This window comes from Acidovorax sp. 100 (assembly GCF_003688355.1).
GTDB classification, from domain to species: Bacteria; Pseudomonadota; Gammaproteobacteria; order Burkholderiales; family Burkholderiaceae_C; genus Acidovorax; species Acidovorax delafieldii.
This window is the reverse complement of record NZ_REFD01000001.1, coordinates 4,703,451-4,722,670: the sequence shown is the minus strand read 5'-3', so window position 1 is coordinate 4,722,670 and position 19,220 is coordinate 4,703,451. Positions and strand designations below refer to the sequence as shown.

The window sequence follows — 19,220 nt, the reverse complement described above, 5'->3', positions numbered from 1 at the left end:
CCCGCATGGGGTTGCCAGAGCCGGCAATAAAAAAGGCCACGCCCTTGTGGGGCGTGGCCTCGCAAATGTTGACAAGCACAGACCGCCCGCATCAAGCGGGCGCTGGCAATCAGTAGCCGAGGGTCTTGCCGTCGGGGTTGCGGGGGTCCGAGTAGCCGTACAGCGCGCCGCCACGGATCTGGATGGTCTGCGTGCGGCCCATCGAAGGCTTGACCGCGATGTTGTGGCCGCGTTGCTTGAGCAGGGCAATGGTGTCGGGCGAGAGGCCCTTTTCCACGCGCAGCTCGTCCGGCGTCCACTGGTGGTGCACGCGGGGTGCGGCAGCGGCCTCGGCGGGGTTCATGCCGAAGTCGATGGTGTTGACCACCGTCTGCAGCACCGTGGTGATGATGCGTGCGCCGCCGGGGCTGCCTGTCACCAGCGTGGGCTTGCCGTCTTTCAGCACCAGGGTGGGCGTCATGGACGACAGGGGGCGCTTCTTGGCGGCCACTGCGTTCGCGTCACCGCCGACCAGACCATAGGCATTGGCCACGCCGGGCTTGGCCGAGAAGTCGTCCATCTCGTTGTTGAGCAGGATGCCCGTGCCCTTGGCGACGATGCCGCTGCCGAAGTTGGTGTTCAGCGTGTAGGTCACGGCCACGGCGTTGCCCGCCTTGTCCACCACCGAGTAGTGGGTGGTCTGGTCGCTCTCATACGGCTGGGGCTGGCCGGGCTTGATCTCCTTGGCCGGGCGTGCGCGGTTGGGGTCGATGCCCTTGGCCAGCGATTCGGCATAGCGCTTGGAGGTCAGGCCCTTCAGCGGAATTTTCACGAAGTCCGGGTCGCCCAGGTATTCGGAGCGGTCGGCGTATGCCAGCTTGCTGCTCTCGGCCATGTGGTGGATGGTCTGCGCGCTGTTGGGGCCCCACTGGGCCAGGGGCAGGGGCTCCAGCATGTTCAGGATCTGCACCAGGTGCGGGCCGCCCGAGGAGGGTGGGGGCATGGTCACGATCTCGTAGCCACGGTAGGTGCCACGCGTGGGGACGCGTTCGGCCACCTTGTATTCGCGCAGGTCTTGCAGGGTGATGGCGCCTGCGTGGGGTGCCATTTCGGCGGCGATCTTCTGGGCGATCTCGCCTTCGTAGAACGCCTTGGCGCCCTGCTGGGCGATGAGGCGCATGGATTGCGCCAGGTCTTTTTGCACCAGCGGGTCACCCACCTTCAGGGGTTCGCCGTTCTTCCAGAAGATGGCCTGGGTGGCAGGCCACTTGCCCATGTTTTTCTTCTCTTGCTGCAGGATCTTGGCGAGCGTTTCGCTCACCGGGAAGCCCTTGTCCGCCAGTTCGATGGCCGGGGCGATCACACGCGACAGGGGCAGGGTGCCCCAGCTCTTGAGTGCGTGTTCCATGCCCGCGACGGTGCCGGGCACGCCCACGGCATAGTGGGTGTACAGCGACTTGCCGTCCACCACATTGCCCTTGGCGTCCAGGTACATGTCGCGCGTGGCCTTCGATGGCGCCACTTCGCGGAAGTCGAGGGCCACGCTCTTGCCGGTCTTGGCGTCGTGCACCATCATGAAGCCGCCACCACCCAGGTTGCCCGCATTGGGCAGGGCCACGGCCAGCGCAAAGCCAATGCCCACGGCCGCATCCACGGCGTTGCCACCGGCCTTGAGGATGTCCAAGCCGATCTGCGAGGCCAGTTCCTGCTCGGAGGCGACCATGCCATTGCGTGCCACCACGGGGTGGAACACATCCATGTCGAAGTCGTAGGCTGCACTGGCGGCCTGGGCCGAGGCGGTCTGCTGCACTGCGGGCGCGGGTGCAGCCGTGGCTACCGGCGGCGTGCTGCCGCAGGCCGTGAGGCTGGCCAGGGCCAGCACAACGCTGCCAGCCAGCAGCGTATGACGAATGTTCATGGGATATCTCCTGGTGTGTGGAATCTGGAAATGACAACGGGCGCACCCAGCCGATGGATGCGCCCGCGCCAGTGTAGGTCGGTCGAAGGGCTGCCAGAGGCAATCTCGCCATGACATTGAAGCGCAGCACTGATGTGCTGCGTGCATTACTCACTGCCCTGTGGGCCCTCAGGCGAGCAAGTCGCTCAATGTCCGTGCAATCACCTTGGTGGCGCGGCGCAGGTCTTCGAGCTGCAGGCGCTCGTCGGCGCGCTTGGCGTGCGATTCGAGGACCGTGCGGGGGCCTGCGCCGTAAATCACGCCGGGAATGCCGCGCTCCACATACAGGCGCACATCGGTGTAGAGCGGCGTGCCCACGGCGGGGACCGGTTCACCGATCACGGCCTGGGCATGTTGCTGGATCGCATCGACCAGGGGCTTGTTGCCCGCCAGCGGCGTCATCGCGTTGGCCAGCAGCAGGCGCTTGATCTCCACGCTGATACCGGCGCGCTCACCTGCAGCCTGTTCGATCACGCGGCGGATGTTGGCTTCGACCTCCACCGGGTTTTCCTCGGGGATCATGCGGCGGTCGAGCTTGAACATCACCTTGCCGGGTACGACGTTGGTGTTGGTGCCGCCTTCGATGCGGCCCACGTTCAGGTAGGGGTGCTTGATCCCCTCGACCTTGGACGTGACCTTCTTGTACTCGTCGTTCTGTGCGTACAGCGCGTTCAGGATGTGCACGGCGCCCTGCAGGGCATCCACTCCGGTGTGGGGCACGGCGGCATGGGCCATCTTGCCGTGCACCGTCACTTCCATCTGCAGGCAGCCGTTGTGGGCGGTGACCACTTCGTAGCTGAAGCCGGCGGCAATCATCAGGTCGGGCTTCGTCAACCCCTTTTGCAGCAGCCAGCCGGGGCCGAGTTCGCCGCCAAACTCTTCGTCGTAGGTGAAGTGCAGCTCCACCGCGCCCTGGGCGGGCTTAGCCACGGCTTCGAGGGCGCGCACCGCAAAGGTGAAGCTTGCAAAGTCGCTCTTGCTCACGGCGGTGGCGCGGCCATACATGGCGCCATCGACGATCTCGGCGCCATAGGGGTCGTGTGTCCAGCCTTCGCCGGGCGGAACCACGTCGCCGTGGGCGTTCAGGGCGATGGTCTTGCCACCGCTGCCGTAAGGTCTGCGCACAATGAGGTTGGTGATGGATTCCATGCCGTAGGCCAACACATCGGCGGCGGGCACGGCGTGCTTTTCGGCCTCGTAGCCAAAGTCCTTCAGCAGCTCGGCGGTGCGTTCGGCGTGGGGGGCGTTGTTGCCGGGGGGCGTGTCGGTGGGTACGCGCACCAGGGCCTGCAAAAAGCGCACTTCTTCGTCAAAGTGCTGGTCAATCCAGGCGTCCAGCGCGGCGTGGTGGTTCGGGGTGGTCATGGTTGTGGTTCCTCGGCAAGCTGGTGCAGCACCTGGGTGAAGGCGTCCACGGCCAGTTGCATGTCGTTGTTGGTGGTGGATTCGAGCGGGTTGTGGCTGATGCCGGAGTTTTCTCCGCGCACAAACAGCATGGCCTGCGGCATGATTTCGTGCAGCTTCATCGCGTCGTGGCCTGCCCCACTGGGCATGCGGAACACGGGCACGCCCAGGTGGTCCACTGCACGTTCCCAGTGGTGCTGCAGCGCCGGTGCGCTGGGGGCTGCAGCAGCGCGCATGGATTCTTCCAGCGTGTAGCGTAGGCCGCGCCGAGCTGCGATCTGTCCCAGGTGGTCCAGCACATCGCGCACCAGTGCGTCTCGTTGCGGATCGGTGGGCGCACGCAGGTCCAGGCTGAACTGGCAGCGGCCCGGCACCACATTGATGGAGCCGCCGGGCACGTTGAGCAGGCCTATCGTGCCCACCGAGTCCCCGTCCTGGGCGGCGCGCTGCTCGATGTACAACGCCAGCTCTGCCACAGCCACGGCCGCATCGCGGCGGCGGTCCATGGGGGTGGTGCCTGCGTGGCTCGCGGTGCCGATCATCTCGCCCACAAACCGCACACCCCCATTGATGGAGGTGACCACGCCCAGCGGCAGATCCAGCTCGTTGAGCACCGGGCCCTGTTCGATGTGAACTTCAATGAAGCCCAGGTACTGCGCCGGGTCGCGCTGCAGCTTGGCAATGTCGTCGATGCACAACCCAGCGTGCTGCATGGCCGCGCGCATGGTCACGCCATCGGCATCCTTCTGGTCCAGCCAGGCGGGGTTGAAGTGACCGATGAGCGCGCCCGAACCCAGGAAGGTGGCCTTGTAGCGCTGGCCTTCCTCTTCGGCAAAGGCAATCACCTCGATGCCGAACGGCAGGCGCCGGCCCTCGCGGTGCAGTTCGCGCACGCAAGCCATGGGCACAAAGATGCCCAGGCGCCCGTCGTACTTGCCGCCATTGCGCACGGTGTCGTAGTGCGAGCCCGTCATGAGGTACTTCGCCCCGGGTGTTGCGGCGCGATACCGCCCCACCACGTTGCCCACGGCGTCCACCTCGACCTCATCAAAGCCGCAGTCGCGCATCCAGTGGCTGATGCGCTGGGCGCAGGCCCGGTGGGCGTCGGTGAGGTAGGTGACGGTGAGCTGGCCCTTTTCGGCAAAGCTGGGGTCGGAGTGTTCGGCCAGCTTTTCATGCCAGTCCCACACGTCATTGCCCAGCACAGGTTCGGCGGCGAACTTGTCGTTCAGCCGGATCTCGGCGATGCGGTGGATGTTGCGCAAGGCCTCTGCCACCTCGAATTCAGGGTGGTTATCGAGCCGCCGCGCAAAGGTGTCGATGATCTGCTGCTTGTTCAACCCCGCGCCACGCGGTCCGCGCACGGCCAGAATGAAGGGGAAGCCAAAGCGTGCGTTGTAGTCCGCATTGAGCTGCTGGATGCGCGCAAATTCCTCGGGCGTGCACTGCGTCAGTCCCGCCTTGGACTGCTCGTTGGTCGATTCAGCCGTGAGGCTCTTCGCCACCATGGCCTTGCCCGCCAGCTCGGGGTGGGCGCGGATCAGGCCCAGTTGCGCCTCGGTGCTGGCGGTGCGTACTGCGTGGGCCAGGGCGTGCTTGAGGTGTGCCAGCGAGCGGAATGGCCGCTGCGTGAGCGCCTGCTCGGCAATCCAGGGGGAATGCTCGTACACGCCGTCCAGCGCCTCCAGGGCCTGCGCGGGCGTGGCGGCATTCAGTTGGTCAAGGGTCCATGCCATGGTCATCAGGCCTTTGTGGTGGGGTAGGGGTGCACGGCCTTCCAGTGGCGCGCGATGTCGATGCGGCGGGCCACCCACACCTTGTCGTGCTGTGCGATGTGGTCCAGAAAACGCTGCAGCGCCGTGATGCGGCCCGGGCGGCCCAGCAGGCGGCAGTGCATGCCAATGCTCATCATCTTGGGTGCGTTGTCGCCGGCCGGGTCGCCCTCGGCATACAGCGCATCGAAGGTGTCCTTCATGTACTGGAAGAACGGGTCGGCGTGCGAATAGCCCTGGGGCAGCGCAAAGCGCATGTCGTTGCAATCGAGCGTGTAGGGCACGATGAGCTGGGGCACCACGCTGCCGTCGGTCTTTTGCACCTTCATCCAGAAGGGAAGGTCGTCGCCGTAGTAGTCGCTGTCGTATTCAAAGCCGCCGTAGTCGGCTACCAGGCGGTGGGTGTTGGGGCTGTCGCGGCCGGTGTACCAGCCCAGGCCGTGCACCTGGCCTTCCGAGCCTCCTCGTGGGCCCGTCAGGCGCTCGATGATGGCCATGGCCTCGGCCATGTGCGCGCGCTCGACGTCTTCTGGGATGTGCTGGTAGTGGATCCACTTGAGGCCATGGCAGGCAATCTCGTGGCCCAGCTCCACAAACGCCGCAGTGAGGTCGGGGTGGCGCTGCAGGGCCGTGGACACGCCAAACACCGTGAGGGGCAGCTGGCGCTTTTCAAACTCGCGCAGGATGCGCCACGCGCCAGCGCGCGATCCGTATTCATAAATGCCCTCCATGCTCATGTGCCGCTCGGGGTAGCTGGCCGGGTTGAACATTTCGGACAAGAACTGCTCGCTGCCCGCATCGCCATGCAGCACCGCGTTTTCGCCGCCCTCTTCGTAGTTCAGGACGAATTGCACGGCAATGCGCGCGCCACCGGGCCACTGCGCATGGGGCGGGGTCTTGCCGTAGCCAATAAGGTCGCGGGGGTAGGCCTGGGTGGTGTCGTAGATCATGGTGGGGTGGTTTTCAAGAGGCCAGGGCGGCGGCCAGATCGCTGGCAGGGCGCTTGCGGTCAAAGGTCAGGCTGGCTTCGACATGTTCGAGGTGGCTTTGCATCAAGGCGACGGCACGTTCTTCGTCGCGCGCGGCCAGAGCCGCCACGATGTCGGCGTGCTCCTCGTGCGAGTGTTCGGCGGCGCTGGCCGACTGGTACATCAGCGTGATGAGGGCACAGCGCGAGATCAGGTCGCCCAGCATCTGCGCCAGCACCTCGTTGCCCATCAGTTCGGCCATGCGCACATGAAAGTCGCCCAGCAACTCGGTGCGGGTGCTGGCGTCCTGTGTGCCCATGGCAGCTTTCTCGCTGGCCACGTGGGCGCGCAGGGCCTTGAGCTTGGCGGGCGTCACGCTGCGCACAAAGGCGCGGGTCATTTCGGTTTCCAGCATGCGGCGCACGGCAAACACCTGGCGTGCCTCCTCGACCGAGGGCGTGGCCACAAATGCGCCCCGTGCGGGCTCCAGCGTGACCAGCCGGTTCTGTGCCAGCTGGAACAGCGCCTGGCGCACCAGCGTGCGCGACACGCCAAAGTGGTCGGCCAGCTTTTGCTCGGCCAGCTTGGTGCCGGGTTGCAGGCGGTGCTCTACGATGGCGCGGGTCAGCGCTTCGACAATGGCGCTGGTGGAGGAAGATTCCATGGCTGCATGATACGGTGGATGGTGAAAAGTGTATACACTTTTGGTTTACACACTGCGATCTGGCAATCGTCGCCGATTGGACAGACTCTTACTTCAGGAGATTCCCCCATGGGATTGAGCACCCACGTTCTGGACACCATGAACGGCTGCCCTGCGGCCGGCATGGAAGTGGCCCTGTATTCCACCGACGGCGACAACGCTACCCTCATCAAGCGCCTGGTGCTGAACCACGACGGCCGCACCGATGCGCCGCTGTTCGACAACGCCAGCCTGCGCACCGGTACCTACCGGCTGCGCTTTGATGTGGCGGGTTACTTCAAGGCCCGGGGCGTGCAGCTGCCCGAGCCGAATTTTCTGAACCAGGTGAGCCTGGACTTCGGCATTGCGCATGCCGACCAGCACTACCACGTGCCGCTGCTGGTCAGCCCCTGGAGCTATTCGACCTACAGAGGCTCGTAGCAAGCGCTGCCAGAAGGCGGAAGCGGCCTAGCCGCTCAGGGGGATGTCGCTACAGCTGCCCTTCGGTCAGCGTATCGAGCTGAAAGTGCCCGCTCTTGTCCCACAGCCAGGTTTCGGTATAGGTGACCTTGCCCATGCGGGTCGGGACAGGGAAGGGGGCCGCAGCGCGCACCGTGCGCTCGATCTCGGTGACCACCTCGGGGGCATGGCGCGGGGCGCGCATCCAGTGCAGGCGGGTGATCTTGCCCGCGCGATCAATGTCGAGCTGCAGCACACCGATGGCATACAGCTGCGGCGGCAGTTTGCCTTTGAAGATGCGTTCGCGGTTCAGGCCATACAGGTGTGTGGCGGCATCCTGGCGGTAGGCCAGCGGTGTGGCAGCGGCCGAGGGGCGCGCAGATCCGGCCGTGGCGGGCACGGGGCCCTTGACGCCGCTGGCATCGGGGCCGGTGGAGGGGACGCTGTCAGGCGCGGGGGCTGGCGTGGGCTCTGGCGGGGACTTGCAGGCCGAGACCAGCGCCGCACCCACGGCCATGATGCCTGCCAGTAACCAGTGGCTGCGCTTTCCGGTGGAGCGGGGAGAGGGCGTGTCGGGCATGGTGTGAAAGGTTCCTGAGGCTGCGGGCACGATAACCCAGCGGCGAAGGTGGTACGTTACAAAATGACGACGGCTGCAAAGGGGATGCAGCAGCAGACTCACCGGAGGGTGAGCCGCTTGCCTGGCCCCGTTTTGCGTCCGTCACGAAAAGGATCGCGGTGACAAATTTGCAAATGCTGCTGGACGGCCTGGGGGCCGCGCCAGCCTGTCTGGTGACCGTGGAGTCTACCCAAGGGTCCGTGCCCCGGGAGTGCGGCGCCTGGATGGCGGTATTTGCCGACCAGCTGGTGGGCACCATCGGCGGCGGGCATCTGGAGCTGCAGGCGATTGCCGAGGCGCGCCGCCGCCTAGCGGGTGGTCCGGTGACGGCGCTTGGGCCGATGCGGTTTGCGCTGGGCCCGGCGCTGGGCCAGTGCTGCGGCGGGGTCGTGCACCTGGGGTTTGAGCTGCTCACGGCGCAAGACGCCCCGGGGCTGGCCCAGCGCCTCACACCCAACCTGCACCCGGTGGCCCTGTTTGGCGGCGGGCACGTGGGCCACGCGCTGGCCCGCGTGCTGGCGCCACTGCCCTTTGCCCTGACCTGGATCGACAGCCGGGACGGCATCTTCCCGCCCGACCCGCCGGAGGGCGTGGTCTGCGAACACTCCGAGCCGGTTCAACTCGCCGTGCCCCGCCTGGCACCCGGCAGCCGCGTGCTGATCATGAGCTTCAGCCACGCCGAGGACCTGGACGTGGTGGCCGCCTGCCTGCGCCGCCAGCGCGAGCAGGGCGACCTGCCCTTCATCGGGCTGATTGGCAGCCAAACCAAATGGGCCACCTTCAGCAACCGCCTGCATGAGCGCGGGTTCGCGCCCGAGGAGCTGGCGCAGGTGACCTGCCCCATCGGCATCCCCGGCATCGGGGGCAAGGAACCCGAGGTGATTGCCGTGGCCGTGGCAGCGCAGTTGCTGCAGACGCTACCGCCCATGCCAAAGGCCGGGAAATGAGGGTAACTCCGGCCCCGAATGCCCCAGGTTGGGGCTGGAATCGGGAACAATTCCTGCATACACTTTGACGTACCGGTCGCAGCGGTGCCCCGGCCAGCAACCCACTGGCCAAGGTGCGCGACCTCAATGTCTGCTCAGAGCGCCCGCAGTGGTGAGCAGGTTTGCTGTTGTGGCGCGCACGCGCTACCAAGGTTGAGATATGGAAAGCTACTTTCTCGACTGGGCCAACCTGCTTTTGCGCTGGGTCCATGTCATTACGGCCATCGCCTGGATCGGCTCGTCGTTCTATTTCGTTTTTCTGGACAGCAGCCTCACGCCGCCTGAGGACGAAGACCTCAAGAAACAAGGCGTGAGCGGCGAGCTCTGGGCCGTGCATGGCGGCGGGTTCTACCACCCCGTCAAGTTCGCGGTATCACCGCCGCAGTTGCCCAAACACCTGCACTGGTTCTTCTGGGAGAGCTACAGCACCTGGATCAGCGGGTTTGCGCTGTTCACCGTGTCCTACCTCTACAGCGCCAGCACCTACCTCATCGACAAGTCGCGCATGGACTGGGCGCCCGCCACGGCCATCATGGTGGCGCTGGGCTTCTTTGTGGTGTTCTGGCTGCTATACGACGCCATCTGCCGCATCTTCGGCCAGCGCAAGAACGGCGATGCCATCGTGGGTGCGCTGGTGCTGGTGCTGGTGTGCGTAGCCTCGTGGCTGGCCTGCCACTGGTTTGCGGGCCGTGCGGCCTTCCTGCTGGTGGGGGCGATGATTGCGACATCCATGAGCGCCAACGTGTTCTTCTGGATCATCCCTGGCCAGCGCACAGTCATCAGCCAGATCAAGGCCGGCCAGCCCGTGGACCCGATCCACGGCAAACGCGGCAAGCAGCGCAGCGTGCACAACACCTATTTCACGCTGCCCGTGCTGTTTGCCATGCTGAGCAACCACTACAGCTTCACCTGGAGCCACCCGCAAAACTGGCTGGTGCTGATCCTGATGATGTTCGCGGGCGCCGCCATCCGCCAGTTCTTCGTGATGCGCCACGGCTACAAGCTGGGCCGCAACGGCAACCCGCTGCCGTATGCGCTGGTGGGCGTGGCCGTGATCGTGGGCGCCATTGTGTGGATGCGCCCCGCACCGGTGGCCACCCCCGTGGTGAATGCTCCTGTTTCAGGAGCTGCCAGCGCAGATAAAACCGGCGCTAGCGGCCAAAATGACTTCAAGGCCGTGCAGGCGGTGCTGGAACAGCGCTGCTACATGTGCCACGGCGAGCAGGTGCAGATGAAGAACCTGCGGCTTGATTCGCCCGACAGCGTGAAGCAACACGCCCAGGCCATCTACCAGCAGGCCGTGGTGCAAAAGCTCATGCCCATGAACAACGCCACGGGCATCACCGATGCGGAGCGTGCGCTGATTGGGAAGTGGTTTGAGGCAGGGGCCGCAACGAGGCCTTGAATGTGTTGAGTGCCGCAACAATCGGCCAGAAGCAGTCGCTCACAGAATCGCTAAGAAGCGGGCGTGGATCGACTGAGCCTTAGGCTGTTTCGGCGCGCCTCTGATACTCTCCAATACTGATCCGGGGTACCGCTCTTAGAACCTCTGGCCGCGCTCGGTATAGGCGCCTGGCTTGAGAGGTGCTCTATGCGTGACTCAACCTTTGCTTGGCTTGTACTGGCGGCAAGCGTGCTCGCGGAAGTCGTTGGAACCATTGCACTCCGCTATGCGGATGGCTTCACACGTATTTTCCCTTCCGTCCTTTCAGGGCTTTGTTATTCCGCCGCTATCTGGCTTATGGCAATCGCCGTCCGGCATATGGAAGTCGGACTTACCTATGCGGTATGGGCGGGAAGCGGAACAGCTTTGACGGCGGTGCTCGGAATGCTCTGGTTTGGTGAGTCGGCGAGCTTCCTTCGACTGGCCGGTCTAAGCTTCATTGTTTTGGGCGTCATTGCTTTGAACTTGAGTGCCCGATAAGTCGCCGGACACGCATTTTCAAAGACTGATTCACGCTTCAGCGAACGGCTGCAAAGGGACCGAAGCGGACTTTTTTTGCCTTAAGCCGAGCAGCTTCGAGGACCCAACGCCGGCAAGCCAGAACCCCGTTTTTGCTTTGGTGTTGCGTCCTTGGGGCGCGATCCAAACAGGCCCTACGCAGCCAAAACATCCTGCAGCGCCCGCGTGGCAGCCACCGCCCCCAGGCTGGATTCGGTGAAGCCGCCATGCAGCACCACTCCCGTGGATGCCTGCTTGGCCTCATGTTTGGCCACGGCGGCCAGGTTGGCCACTTCTTCGGCGTGCCGAAAGCGCCCGGGCGTGATGCGCACGGCGCCGATGGCCAGCGTGGTGCACGGAAAGAACCGCTGCACGCCATGCCGGTCCTCGGCATGGATGCCGCCTGCCAGCCGAGCGCTGTCGTCAAACAGCGTGACGGCCTCGCGTGCGAACTCGTCCACGATGTTCTTGCAGCGCTGCAGCCAGTTGCTGCTTTGGAAGATCAGCATGAAGTCGTCCCCGCCCACATGGCCCACAAAGTCGCTGCGCGCGTCGCAGTGGGCCGTGGCCAGGCGCGCCACCAGGCGGATCATCTGGTCGCCGCGCCAGTAGCCGTAGTGGTCGTTGAAGGGCTTGAAGTTGTTCAGGTCCGCATAGCAGGCCACGAACTCGGTGCCGCTTTCCAGCAAGCGCTGGATGTGCAGGCTGATGGGGATGTTGCCGGGCAAAAAGGTCAGCGGATTGGCGTGGCGCGCGGCCTCGATGCGGGTCTCTGTCACGGCGCGCACCAGCTGGTCGCCGGTGCCCAGGCCCAGGTAGCGGCCGTTGTCGGTGACGATGTAGCCGTCGCTCAGGTAGCGCTGGTCCTGCGAGGTGAGGATGCCCACGAGCTGGTCCACATCGCAGTCCAGCTCCACCACACGCGGCGCCAGGTTGGCAAACGCCAGGCAGGACTTGCGGCCATGCACCTCGCGGAAGTACGGCGTGGCGTAGTGGTTCATGAACTGCTGGCGGTTGATGAGGGCCACGGGGCGCGACCCGTCCACCACCGCTAGCGCATGCAGGTCCGTGTGCTGGCGGAACAGGGCGGCCACGGCATCGTTGTTGGTCGCGGGCGCTGCGGTGGGCGCCTGCACCACCAGCAGGCTGCGCAGGATGCCCGGGCGGGCAGTCTGGCCCAGGTGCGGCAGCACGGCGACGCGGCGGTCGTGCATGACCTCCAGCGCTGCGTCGTCCACGGCCTCGCGCGGCGCCATGGCCGGGCGGCCCAGCAGCCAGCCCTGGCCCAGGGGGATGTCCAGGTCGCGCAGCGCGCGCAGGTCGTCGCGGGTTTCGATGCCTTCGGCAATGAGCTGGGTGCCGAACACGTCGGCAATGCCCTTGATGGCCTGCAGCATCTGGAGGTTCTCGGGGTGGTCGCTGATGTCGCGGATGAAGTATTTGTCGATCTTCACGAAGTCGGGCTTCACCTCGGACCACAGCCTGAGGCTGGAGCGGCCATCGCCAAAGTCGTCCAGCGCCAGCCGCGCGCCGCAGGCATGCACAGCCTTGATGGCCTGGCGCAGCTGGGGCATGTCGGTCACGCGTTCGTGCTCGGTGATCTCCAGTACCAGCATGCGGGCGCTCAGGCCCAGGCTGCGCACGGTGTTGCCCAGTTCGGTGGCGCCGATCAGCTGGACGCCATGCACCAGCGCATCGGCGCTGATGTTCACAAACAGCCGGCCCGGCGCGTCGTGGCGGCCCCATTGCTCCATGGCGGTGTAAACGCACAGCAGCTCAAAGTCCTGCAGGATGCCCTCGCGGCGGGCCAGCTCCAGCAGTTTGTCGGGGGTGTGCAGCGGGGTGTTCTGGGGGCCTCGGATCAGTGCCTCGTGCGCGTACACCTGGCCCTCGCGCAGGTCGGCCAGGGGCTGGAACACGCAGTACAGCCCGCCCTCGCGCATCAGCCGCGCCAGGGGGCCGGTGCCCTGGCGGGCGGCGGGCGATAGCAGCGCCATCATCGCCTCCAGTCGGCTCCATGGGGTGTTGTGCATGGCTGTTGTGGGTCCCTGAGCAAGGGTGCCGACGATACCGGTGGCGTGTGACAGGCTGGTTACAGCAACGTGACTGGTACGGCCGCTGCACAATGCGCGGCATGCACCCAGAAACCCAGCCAGCCAGCCCCTCCCTGCCGGACTACCGCACCCACCCCCGCGCCTTTCTGAAGGCGCTGTTTGATGCCGCCGTGCACAGCGCACAACCCCTGCACGGCATGCGCCAGTGGCTGCCCCAGCCGCCCAGCCGCGAGAGCGGGGGCCGCACCCTGGTGCTGGGCGCGGGCAAGGCGGGGGGCGCCATGGCCCAGGCACTGGAGGCCCTGTGGCCGCAGGACGCGCCCCTGTCGGGCCTGGTGGTCACCCGCTACGGGCATGTTCCGCCCCGGCCTGCGGGCGTGCCGCAGCGCATCGAGGTGGTGGAGGCCGCGCACCCCGTGCCCGATGCGGCGGGGCTGGCCGCGGCGCAGCGCATTCTGGATCTGACCCAGGGGCTGACGGAGCACGACCTGGTGCTGTGCCTGATCTCGGGCGGGGGCTCGTCCCTGCTGACCTTGCCCTGCGACGGGGTGACGCTGGAAGACAAGCAGCGCATCAACCGCGCCCTACTCGACAGCGGCGCGCACATTGGTGAGATGAACTGCGTGCGCAAGCACCTCTCGCGCATCAAGGGCGGGCGCCTGGCGGCGGCCTGTGCGCCAGCGCGCGTGGTCACGCTCACCATCAGCGACGTGCCAGGCGACGACCCGTCGGTGATCGCCAGCGGCCCCACTGTGCCGGATGCGACCACCTGCGCCGATGCGCTGGCCATTCTGGCGCGCTATGGCATCGAGGTGCCCCCGGCCATCCGAACCGCGCTGGAGGCAGGCCGCCTGGAGACGCCCAAACCCGGCGACGCGCTCTTTGCCGGGCATGCCGTGCACCTGATCGCCACGCCGCAGCAGGCGCTGGAAGCCGCGGCCGCGCTGGCCCGTTCGGCGGGGCTGCCTGCGCATGTGCTGTCGGATGAGATCGAGGGCGAGTCGCGCGAAGTGGGCAAGGTGCATGCGGCGCTGGCCCGTGCAGTGGCGCAGCGCGGCCAGCCGTTTGCGGCGCCGTGTGTGATCCTGTCGGGGGGGGAGACCACCGTCACCGTGCGTCCGCGTGCACCCGGTGTGCCCCGGGGGCGGGGCGGGCGTGCGGGCGAGTTTTGCCTGGGCCTGGCGCAGGCGCTGCAGGGCGAGCCCGCCGTGTGGGCGCTGGCGGCCGACACCGACGGCATTGACGGCAGCGAAGACAACGCGGGGGCCTTTGTGTGCCCCGACACGCTGGCGCGCGCAGGCGCTGCAGGCCTGCGCATCGACGACCACTTGGCGCGCAACGACGCCTGGGGATTTTTTGCGGGGCTGGACGACCTGCTGGTCACCGGCCCCACACACACCAACGTGAATGATTTCCGAGCGCTACTGGTTTTGTAGCACCTCAGGCATATTGCACTAGCGCCTGGGGCCGCTGGGGCTTGAAGAAGGCCCCAGGTGCTGCGTGCAGGCCTCAGAACCGGTGGCGGATGCCCACGCCGAAGCTGTTGCCCTTGGTCTGGTTGGTAATGCGGTCGTTCATGGCCATCACGTACACATCGGTGCGCTTGGACAGGAAGTAGTCATACCCCACGGTGAAGGTCTTGCGCGAGATGTCGGTGGCCGTCATCTTGGTCTGCGCCCACGATGCCAGCACCTTGCCAGTGGCGCCTGCGGGCACCGACACGCCCAGCTGCGTCGTCTTGGCCTTGTTGGTGGTGTTGTCGGCCTTGGCCTGGCCGTAGCTCGCAAAGGCCTTCACGATCGCAAAGTCATACGCGCCGCCCAGCATCCAGTCGGTCTTGGTGGTGCCCAGGTAGGTGCTGGGCACGGCAGGGTTGCTCATCTGGTCGCGCTCGTAGAAGCCGGTAAGGGTGACGGGGCCGTTGAAGTACAGCGCGTTGATGCCCACGTTCTTCTTGCTGCTGTCGCCTGCGACCTCGCCAAACTGGTAATGCAGGTTGGCGGTCAGGCCGCCCAGGTTGGGCGTGCTGTAGATGATTTCGTTGGACCAGCCGGTGTCGGACGGCGTGGTCGAACCCCAGCCCGTGCCGTTGAACAGAGGCACGTTCATGTGCAGGATCAGCGGTGCAAAGGTGAACGAGTCGCCCAGCGGGTTCGACAGGATGGACGGCAGGAAGTTGGGGGCCAGGCCGCGCCCCACGGTCACGGTGCCCCAGCTGTCGCTCAGGCCCACGTTGGCATCGCGCGAGAAGAACGTGTCGTTGGCAAATCGGCCCTGGATGCCGCTGTCCACCTTGATGAAGGAGGTGAGCGCAAAGTTGGCCTTGAGCCCGCCGCCCAGGTCTTCGGTGCCCTTGAATCCGAACCACGACGTGGTCATGCCGCCGCTGTTGACCACCTTGCTGCTGCCGGCGTCACCGGCGTTTTTCATGGAGCCCACGAACACATCGGTCAAGCCCATCAGCTGGACGGAGCTCTGGGCCTGGGCGCCGGTGGAGTACAGCAGGGCGCCACCGAGCGATAGAGACAGTGCAATCAGGTTTTTTTTCATGGAGTGATTCCTGGGGATGAAAGCGCCGGAGGTCCGGCGGGTGCAAGGGGAGACGCGGCCCCTGTTGCACCGTGGTGCAGGGCGGGGCCCGCCGTTGGGGCATCGCAAGTTCCATGCCCTAGTGCAACACCTGTTTACATACTTTTTGGCCGGGTCAGGGCGCACCCATGCACGTTGCTGGCGCAGTTTTCGTGTGTTTTGGCGCAAACCTGGGGCGCGCGGGGCGGGCGACATGGTGCGGCTTTGATGTGGCTCAATGCCACGGGCGCAGCCGCACGGCACAGTGGCTTCCATGCTGCCATCTACCCTTTTTTCTCTGCCCGCTGACACCGAGGTGATCGCCCCCGGCGAAGTGCTGCGCAGGCGCAATGAGGTGCTGACGACGGTGCTGCACCTCGAAAACGGCCGTGTGCTGCGCGGTGTGCTGGACGACGGTTTCCTGCGCCACCAGCTCGGTGCCGTCGAGGGGCCGTTCTGGCTCGACGCCGCGTCGGCCCTGATGGGCCTGCCGCTACCGGTGGACATGGTGGCCGACACGCGCGTGCATGTGCGGCGCATCCCCATCGAAGAGTTTCGCCGCAGCCTGGCCGCCATGCCTGCGGGCGCGCGCGGGCTGCTGCTGGACATGGCGCAGGGCTACCGGCAGCAGTCCGAGCTGGCCGTGAGCCGCCTGGCACAGGACGCCGAATCGCGCTGCGCGCAGTGGCTGCTGAACCACGCCCAGCCCGACCACAGCGGCGCCATGCAGGTCACCCTGCACCAACGCAAACGCCTGATTGCGGCGCAGCTGGGCATTGCGCCCGAAACCTTCTCGCGCGTGCTGCGCCACCTGCGCGAGCTGGGCCTGATCCACGGCACCGGCAATGTGCTGGCGCTGCCCCAGCCACGGGCATTGCAGTCGATGGCGGGCTGCTGACACAGCGTTCTTGACACCGCGCTCTTGACGCCCTGCGGCGGCTGTCAGGTTGCGCCTGCCGGCAGCCACGGACTGCCATTGCGTTGCATTTGCTGACAAGCCTGCACCCCGGGGCGATGCGCCTTGGGTGGTGGCACGTTCTGCTTGGCCGTGGGAGGTGGTACCGCGCTGCGGGGCCCTTGCCGCAGTCCGCTTTCATCCCTCCACACACCCTTCCCGTACCTTTCCCGCACCCCGACGGGCTCAGGGTTTTTCCTTGGCTTTACCCAAGGGTTCCACCCAAGCCCCCGGGCACAGGCCCTGCGTATATTTGTTGGGACATGTCTGCCATGACCCGTCCCCATGCCGAACTTTGAGCGTGCCCATCAGCCTGCAGGGGGGAAGCGTCCATGACGCCGCCGCCCGGCCCCAAGGCAGCCCCGGACCTTGATCCGGGCTGGCTGGTGCCCGGCGCCCTGGTGCTGCGGCTGATGCTGGTGGCGGCGCTGGCGGTGGCGCTGTCGGGGGCGGTGGCCGCCTGGCTGGTGACTCGGGCCTCCGGGCAGGAGGCCATGCGCCGGGTGGTGAGCCAGCAGACCGACGAGGTCGAGGTGGTGGCCCGGCTGCTGGCCAGCAAGATCGAACAAAGCCAGAAGGTGCTGCGCACCGTGGCCGCAGGCATCACACCGGCGATGCTGGAGTCACCCTCGTCGCTGGAATGGCTGCTGCAGCAGGGCCTGCCTGCGGTGCAATTCTTCGACACCATGCAGGTCGCCCGCGACAACGGCGAACTGCGCCTGAATTTGCGCGCCGGTCAGATCGAAAAGGCTGCAGACCTGGACCCCACCGAACGCGATGCCCTGCGCCGCACCCTGGTGGATGGCAAGCCCCTGGTGTCCGAGCTGATCGCCGGCCGCAGGGGCGAGGCGCGGGTCATGTTCACCATGCCGCTGCACCGCGAAGACGGCACGGTGGTGGGCGTGGTGGCAGGGGCGTTGCGCCTGCAATCCCAAAGCCTGCTGCCACCGTCGATGACGCTGCCTGCGCGCGATGACTCGCAGCTCATCGTCTTCACCCGCGACGGCACCATCCTGTCGCACTCCGACCCCACCCGCGTGCTGGGCCAGGTGCGTGACGAAGTGGGCCTGGCCCCGGTGTACACGCGCTGGCAAAGCCAGGCCCAGCCGGTGGTGGGGCGGGGCATGACCCATGTGCAGTCCGACCACATCGTGAGCATGGCGGGCATGCCTCTGCCGCAGTGGATCGTGGCGCGCGTGAGCCAGTCGCAGGCGCTGCTGGCACCGCTGCGCGGCGCCCAGCGCGAAGCCTGGTGGCTGGCGGTGGCCAGCATGGTGCTGTGCATGCTGCTGGCGGTGGCGCTGATGGGCTGGATGGCCCAGCCGCTGGCGCAGCTGACCTTCAAGGCGCGCCAGTTGCTCAGGACCAGCGCGCGCCAGCAGCCTGCGCAAGACGTGCATTGGCCCCGTGCGGGCGGCGAGGTGGGCGAACTGGTGCGGGTGTTCCAGGGCCTGGTGCAGCAGGGCAGCCTGCAGCAGTCGCGCAAGGACACGGTGGTCGGCCAGTTCCAGGCCGTGCTGGACAGCGCCCCGGTGGGCATCGTCATCACCCGCCACGGCATGCTGGAGGTGGTGAGCCACCAGGCCTGCGTGATGCTGGGCTACAGCGCGCAGGAGCTGCAGGGCCGCCCCGCGCGCATCCTGTACGCCAGCGACGCCGACTATGCCCAGGTGGGCGATCGTGTGCGCGCCGAGGTGGCGGCGCATGGCGCGTTCGACGGCGATGTCTGCTTTTTGCGCAAGGACGGCACCCCCGTGTGGGCTCGCGTGCAGGGTCAGGGCGTGCGCCCCGAGGAGGTGCACGGTGGCACCGTGTGGATTCTGGAAGACATCACCGCCGCGCGCGAGGCCCAGGTGCAGCAGTCCTGGGGCCGCGCGCACGACGCGCTGACGCAGCTGTACAACCGCGCCGCGTTTGACGAGCGCCTGGGTCAGCTGATGGCGGAGCGCTCTGCCCGTCAGCGCCCTGTGGCACCCGCCGCCGATGAGGAGGGCGGTGAGACCCAGGGCGATGGGGTGGTGCTGTTCCTCGACCTGGACCATTTCACCGTGGTCAACGACATTGCGGGCCACGACGCGGGCGACGATGTGCTGCGCCACGTGGCCCGGCTGTTGGCGTCCCATGTGCGCCAGATCGGCTGGGCGGCGCGCCTGGGGGGGGACGAGTTTGCGGTGGTGTTGCCCGGCTGTGCACTGGCACGCGGGCAGGCCGTGGCCGAGCAGTTGCGTGCGGCAGTGCGTGCGTGGGAGCCGTCGTACCAGGGGCGCAGTTTTACGCTGGGGGTGAGCATCGGGCTGGTGGTGCTGGACGCCAGCTTGCAGGATGTGCCGTCGGTGTTGTATGCGGCGGACATGGCTTGTTATGACGCGAAGCGGGCGGGGCGCAACCGGGTGGAGACGCGGCATGCGAGGGATGCGTCGGTGACTTCTTCGGGGCGGATGGCTTTGGGGCCTGTTTGAGGGCTTTTGGGCTGGATGCGCCAGTGGTATATGCGGTGGTAGCTATTGATTTTGTAGTGTTGGTTCTTGTGCGCTGATTGGGTGGCGTGCCTTTGTTGAGGTCGGAGGCCGGGAGTCGCCCCGGCGGGCGAGGTACTTTTCTTTGCTTCGCCAAAGAAAAGTACCCAAAAGAAAGGCGACCCCCAGTCTGCGACCCCTGCGCTGCGCTACGGGGCAAACCTGCGGTGGGGCGGTTGCGGGGTGCGCCGTGGAACTCGCTTTGCGCTGCGCGCGCCGCTCAGACATCCACGGCGAGTCAGTTGACGAGGCATGGGCGCTCCGACGCCCATGCCACCCCGCAACCGCCCCGCCGCAGGCGCAGCCAGCAGGGGTGGGGAGCCAAACAGCCAAGCAGCCGAACAGCCGAACAGCCGAAC

15 protein-coding genes are annotated in these 19,220 nt (G+C 66.4%); 7 read left to right on the top strand and 8 right to left on the bottom strand.

The features are described 5' to 3' along the window. Positions 1–109: 109 nt before the first annotated feature. From ggt to C8C96_RS21530, 5 genes are all read right to left on the bottom strand, one after another. Positions 110–1,897, bottom strand: a complete 1,788-nt coding sequence (gene ggt / locus C8C96_RS21550; RefSeq protein ID WP_121943591.1) for a gamma-glutamyltransferase — start codon at positions 1,895–1,897, stop codon at positions 110–112. A 168-nt stretch (positions 1,898–2,065) separates the two neighbouring features. Further along, entirely contained in the window at positions 2,066–3,301 is a 1,236-nt protein-coding gene (locus C8C96_RS21545) for an ArgE/DapE family deacylase (protein ID WP_121943590.1), read from the bottom strand. Beyond that, positions 3,298–5,076, bottom strand: a complete 1,779-nt coding sequence (gene uraD / locus C8C96_RS21540; protein ID WP_121944132.1) for a 2-oxo-4-hydroxy-4-carboxy-5-ureidoimidazoline decarboxylase — start codon at positions 5,074–5,076, stop codon at positions 3,298–3,300. Before uraD ends, C8C96_RS21545 begins: the two co-directional genes overlap by 4 nt. A 5-nt stretch (positions 5,077–5,081) precedes the next feature. Continuing rightward, complete coding sequence (puuE, locus tag C8C96_RS21535) at positions 5,082–6,062, bottom strand: allantoinase PuuE (RefSeq protein ID WP_121943589.1); 981 nt, start codon at positions 6,060–6,062, stop codon at positions 5,082–5,084. A gap of 13 nt (positions 6,063–6,075) precedes the next feature. Beyond that, a complete protein-coding gene (locus tag C8C96_RS21530) occupies positions 6,076–6,744 on the bottom strand; it encodes a GntR family transcriptional regulator (RefSeq protein WP_121943588.1) in 669 nt (222 codons plus the stop codon). A 108-nt stretch (positions 6,745–6,852) separates the two neighbouring features. On the opposite strand from C8C96_RS21530, the gene uraH reads away from it, so the two are divergent. Next, positions 6,853–7,203 carry a hydroxyisourate hydrolase gene (gene uraH / locus C8C96_RS21525; protein WP_015012870.1) on the top strand — a complete coding sequence of 117 codons (351 nt, stop codon included), beginning with the start codon at positions 6,853–6,855 and terminating at the stop codon, positions 7,201–7,203. Between the two features lie 49 nt (positions 7,204–7,252). Here uraH and C8C96_RS21520 read toward each other — a convergent pair whose 3' ends face one another. Continuing rightward, the gene (locus tag C8C96_RS21520; protein ID WP_121944131.1) at positions 7,253–7,738 is read right to left on the bottom strand and encodes a hypothetical protein; all 486 of its coding nucleotides are present in this window, start codon (positions 7,736–7,738) and stop codon (positions 7,253–7,255) included. A gap of 221 nt (positions 7,739–7,959) precedes the next feature. On the opposite strand from C8C96_RS21520, the gene xdhC reads away from it, so the two are divergent. The 3 genes from xdhC (at position 7,960) to C8C96_RS21505 (ending at position 10,750) form a co-directional block, all read left to right on the top strand. Further along, entirely contained in the window at positions 7,960–8,787 is an 828-nt protein-coding gene (xdhC, locus tag C8C96_RS21515; protein WP_121943587.1) for a xanthine dehydrogenase accessory protein XdhC, read from the top strand. A gap of 199 nt (positions 8,788–8,986) precedes the next feature. Further along, the gene (locus C8C96_RS21510) at positions 8,987–10,231 is read left to right on the top strand and encodes a urate hydroxylase PuuD (protein WP_121943586.1); all 1,245 of its coding nucleotides are present in this window, start codon (positions 8,987–8,989) and stop codon (positions 10,229–10,231) included. Positions 10,232–10,417: 186 nt separating this feature from the next. After that, complete coding sequence (locus C8C96_RS21505) at positions 10,418–10,750, top strand: multidrug efflux SMR transporter (protein ID WP_121943585.1); 333 nt, start codon at positions 10,418–10,420, stop codon at positions 10,748–10,750. A gap of 173 nt (positions 10,751–10,923) precedes the next feature. Here the strand turns inward: C8C96_RS21505 and C8C96_RS21500 are convergent, their stop codons facing one another. Continuing rightward, on the bottom strand, positions 10,924–12,801 hold the full coding sequence (locus C8C96_RS21500) for a phosphodiesterase (protein WP_233584287.1): 1,878 nt from the start codon (positions 12,799–12,801) through the stop codon (positions 10,924–10,926). Between the two features lie 101 nt (positions 12,802–12,902). On the opposite strand from C8C96_RS21500, the gene C8C96_RS21495 reads away from it, so the two are divergent. Beyond that, positions 12,903–14,258 carry a glycerate kinase gene (locus C8C96_RS21495; protein WP_121944130.1) on the top strand — a complete coding sequence of 452 codons (1,356 nt, stop codon included), beginning with the start codon at positions 12,903–12,905 and terminating at the stop codon, positions 14,256–14,258. 73 nt (positions 14,259–14,331) lie between these two features. On the opposite strand, the gene C8C96_RS21490 is transcribed toward C8C96_RS21495, so the two are convergent. Then, positions 14,332–15,372 carry a porin gene (locus tag C8C96_RS21490; RefSeq protein WP_121943583.1) on the bottom strand — a complete coding sequence of 347 codons (1,041 nt, stop codon included), beginning with the start codon at positions 15,370–15,372 and terminating at the stop codon, positions 14,332–14,334. Between the two features lie 292 nt (positions 15,373–15,664). Here C8C96_RS21490 and C8C96_RS21485 point away from each other — a divergent pair, with 292 nt between their 5' ends. Together C8C96_RS21485 and C8C96_RS21480 are read left to right on the top strand one after the other, a co-directional pair. Then, positions 15,665–16,288 (top strand): Crp/Fnr family transcriptional regulator, encoded by a 624-nt coding sequence (locus tag C8C96_RS21485; protein WP_056060781.1) that lies wholly within the window; start codon positions 15,665–15,667, stop codon positions 16,286–16,288. Positions 16,289–16,677: 389 nt separating this feature from the next. Then, positions 16,678–18,804, top strand: coding sequence for a diguanylate cyclase domain-containing protein (locus C8C96_RS21480; protein WP_121943582.1), 2,127 nt, complete (start codon positions 16,678–16,680; stop codon positions 18,802–18,804). Positions 18,805–19,220 lie beyond the last annotated feature (416 nt).

Bases quoted from the DNA above. Each gene is read 5' to 3' on its own strand.
- C8C96_RS21545 (WP_121943590.1), bottom strand. From the start codon at position 3,301: ATGACCACCCCGAACCACCACGCCGCGCTGGACGCCTGGATTGACCAG.
- C8C96_RS21530 (WP_121943588.1), bottom strand. From the start codon at position 6,744: ATGGAATCTTCCTCCACCAGCGCCATTGTCGAAGCGCTGACCCGCGCC.
- C8C96_RS21500 (WP_233584287.1), bottom strand. From the start codon at position 12,801: ATGCACAACACCCCATGGAGCCGACTGGAGGCGATGATGGCGCTGCTA.
- uraH (WP_015012870.1), top strand. From the start codon at position 6,853: ATGGGATTGAGCACCCACGTTCTGGACACCATGAACGGCTGCCCTGCG.
- C8C96_RS21505 (WP_121943585.1), top strand. From the start codon at position 10,418: ATGCGTGACTCAACCTTTGCTTGGCTTGTACTGGCGGCAAGCGTGCTC.
- C8C96_RS21480 (WP_121943582.1), top strand. From the start codon at position 16,678: ATGACGCCGCCGCCCGGCCCCAAGGCAGCCCCGGACCTTGATCCGGGC.
- ggt (WP_121943591.1), bottom strand. From the start codon at position 1,897: ATGAACATTCGTCATACGCTGCTGGCTGGCAGCGTTGTGCTGGCCCTG.
- C8C96_RS21520 (WP_121944131.1), bottom strand. From the start codon at position 7,738: ATGGCCGTGGGTGCGGCGCTGGTCTCGGCCTGCAAGTCCCCGCCAGAG.
- C8C96_RS21490 (WP_121943583.1), bottom strand. From the start codon at position 15,372: ATGAAAAAAAACCTGATTGCACTGTCTCTATCGCTCGGTGGCGCCCTG.
- C8C96_RS21510 (WP_121943586.1), top strand. From the start codon at position 8,987: ATGGAAAGCTACTTTCTCGACTGGGCCAACCTGCTTTTGCGCTGGGTC.
- C8C96_RS21485 (WP_056060781.1), top strand. From the start codon at position 15,665: ATGCTGCCATCTACCCTTTTTTCTCTGCCCGCTGACACCGAGGTGATC.
- uraD (WP_121944132.1), bottom strand. From the start codon at position 5,076: ATGGCATGGACCCTTGACCAACTGAATGCCGCCACGCCCGCGCAGGCC.
- puuE (WP_121943589.1), bottom strand. From the start codon at position 6,062: ATGATCTACGACACCACCCAGGCCTACCCCCGCGACCTTATTGGCTAC.
- C8C96_RS21495 (WP_121944130.1), top strand. From the start codon at position 12,903: ATGCACCCAGAAACCCAGCCAGCCAGCCCCTCCCTGCCGGACTACCGC.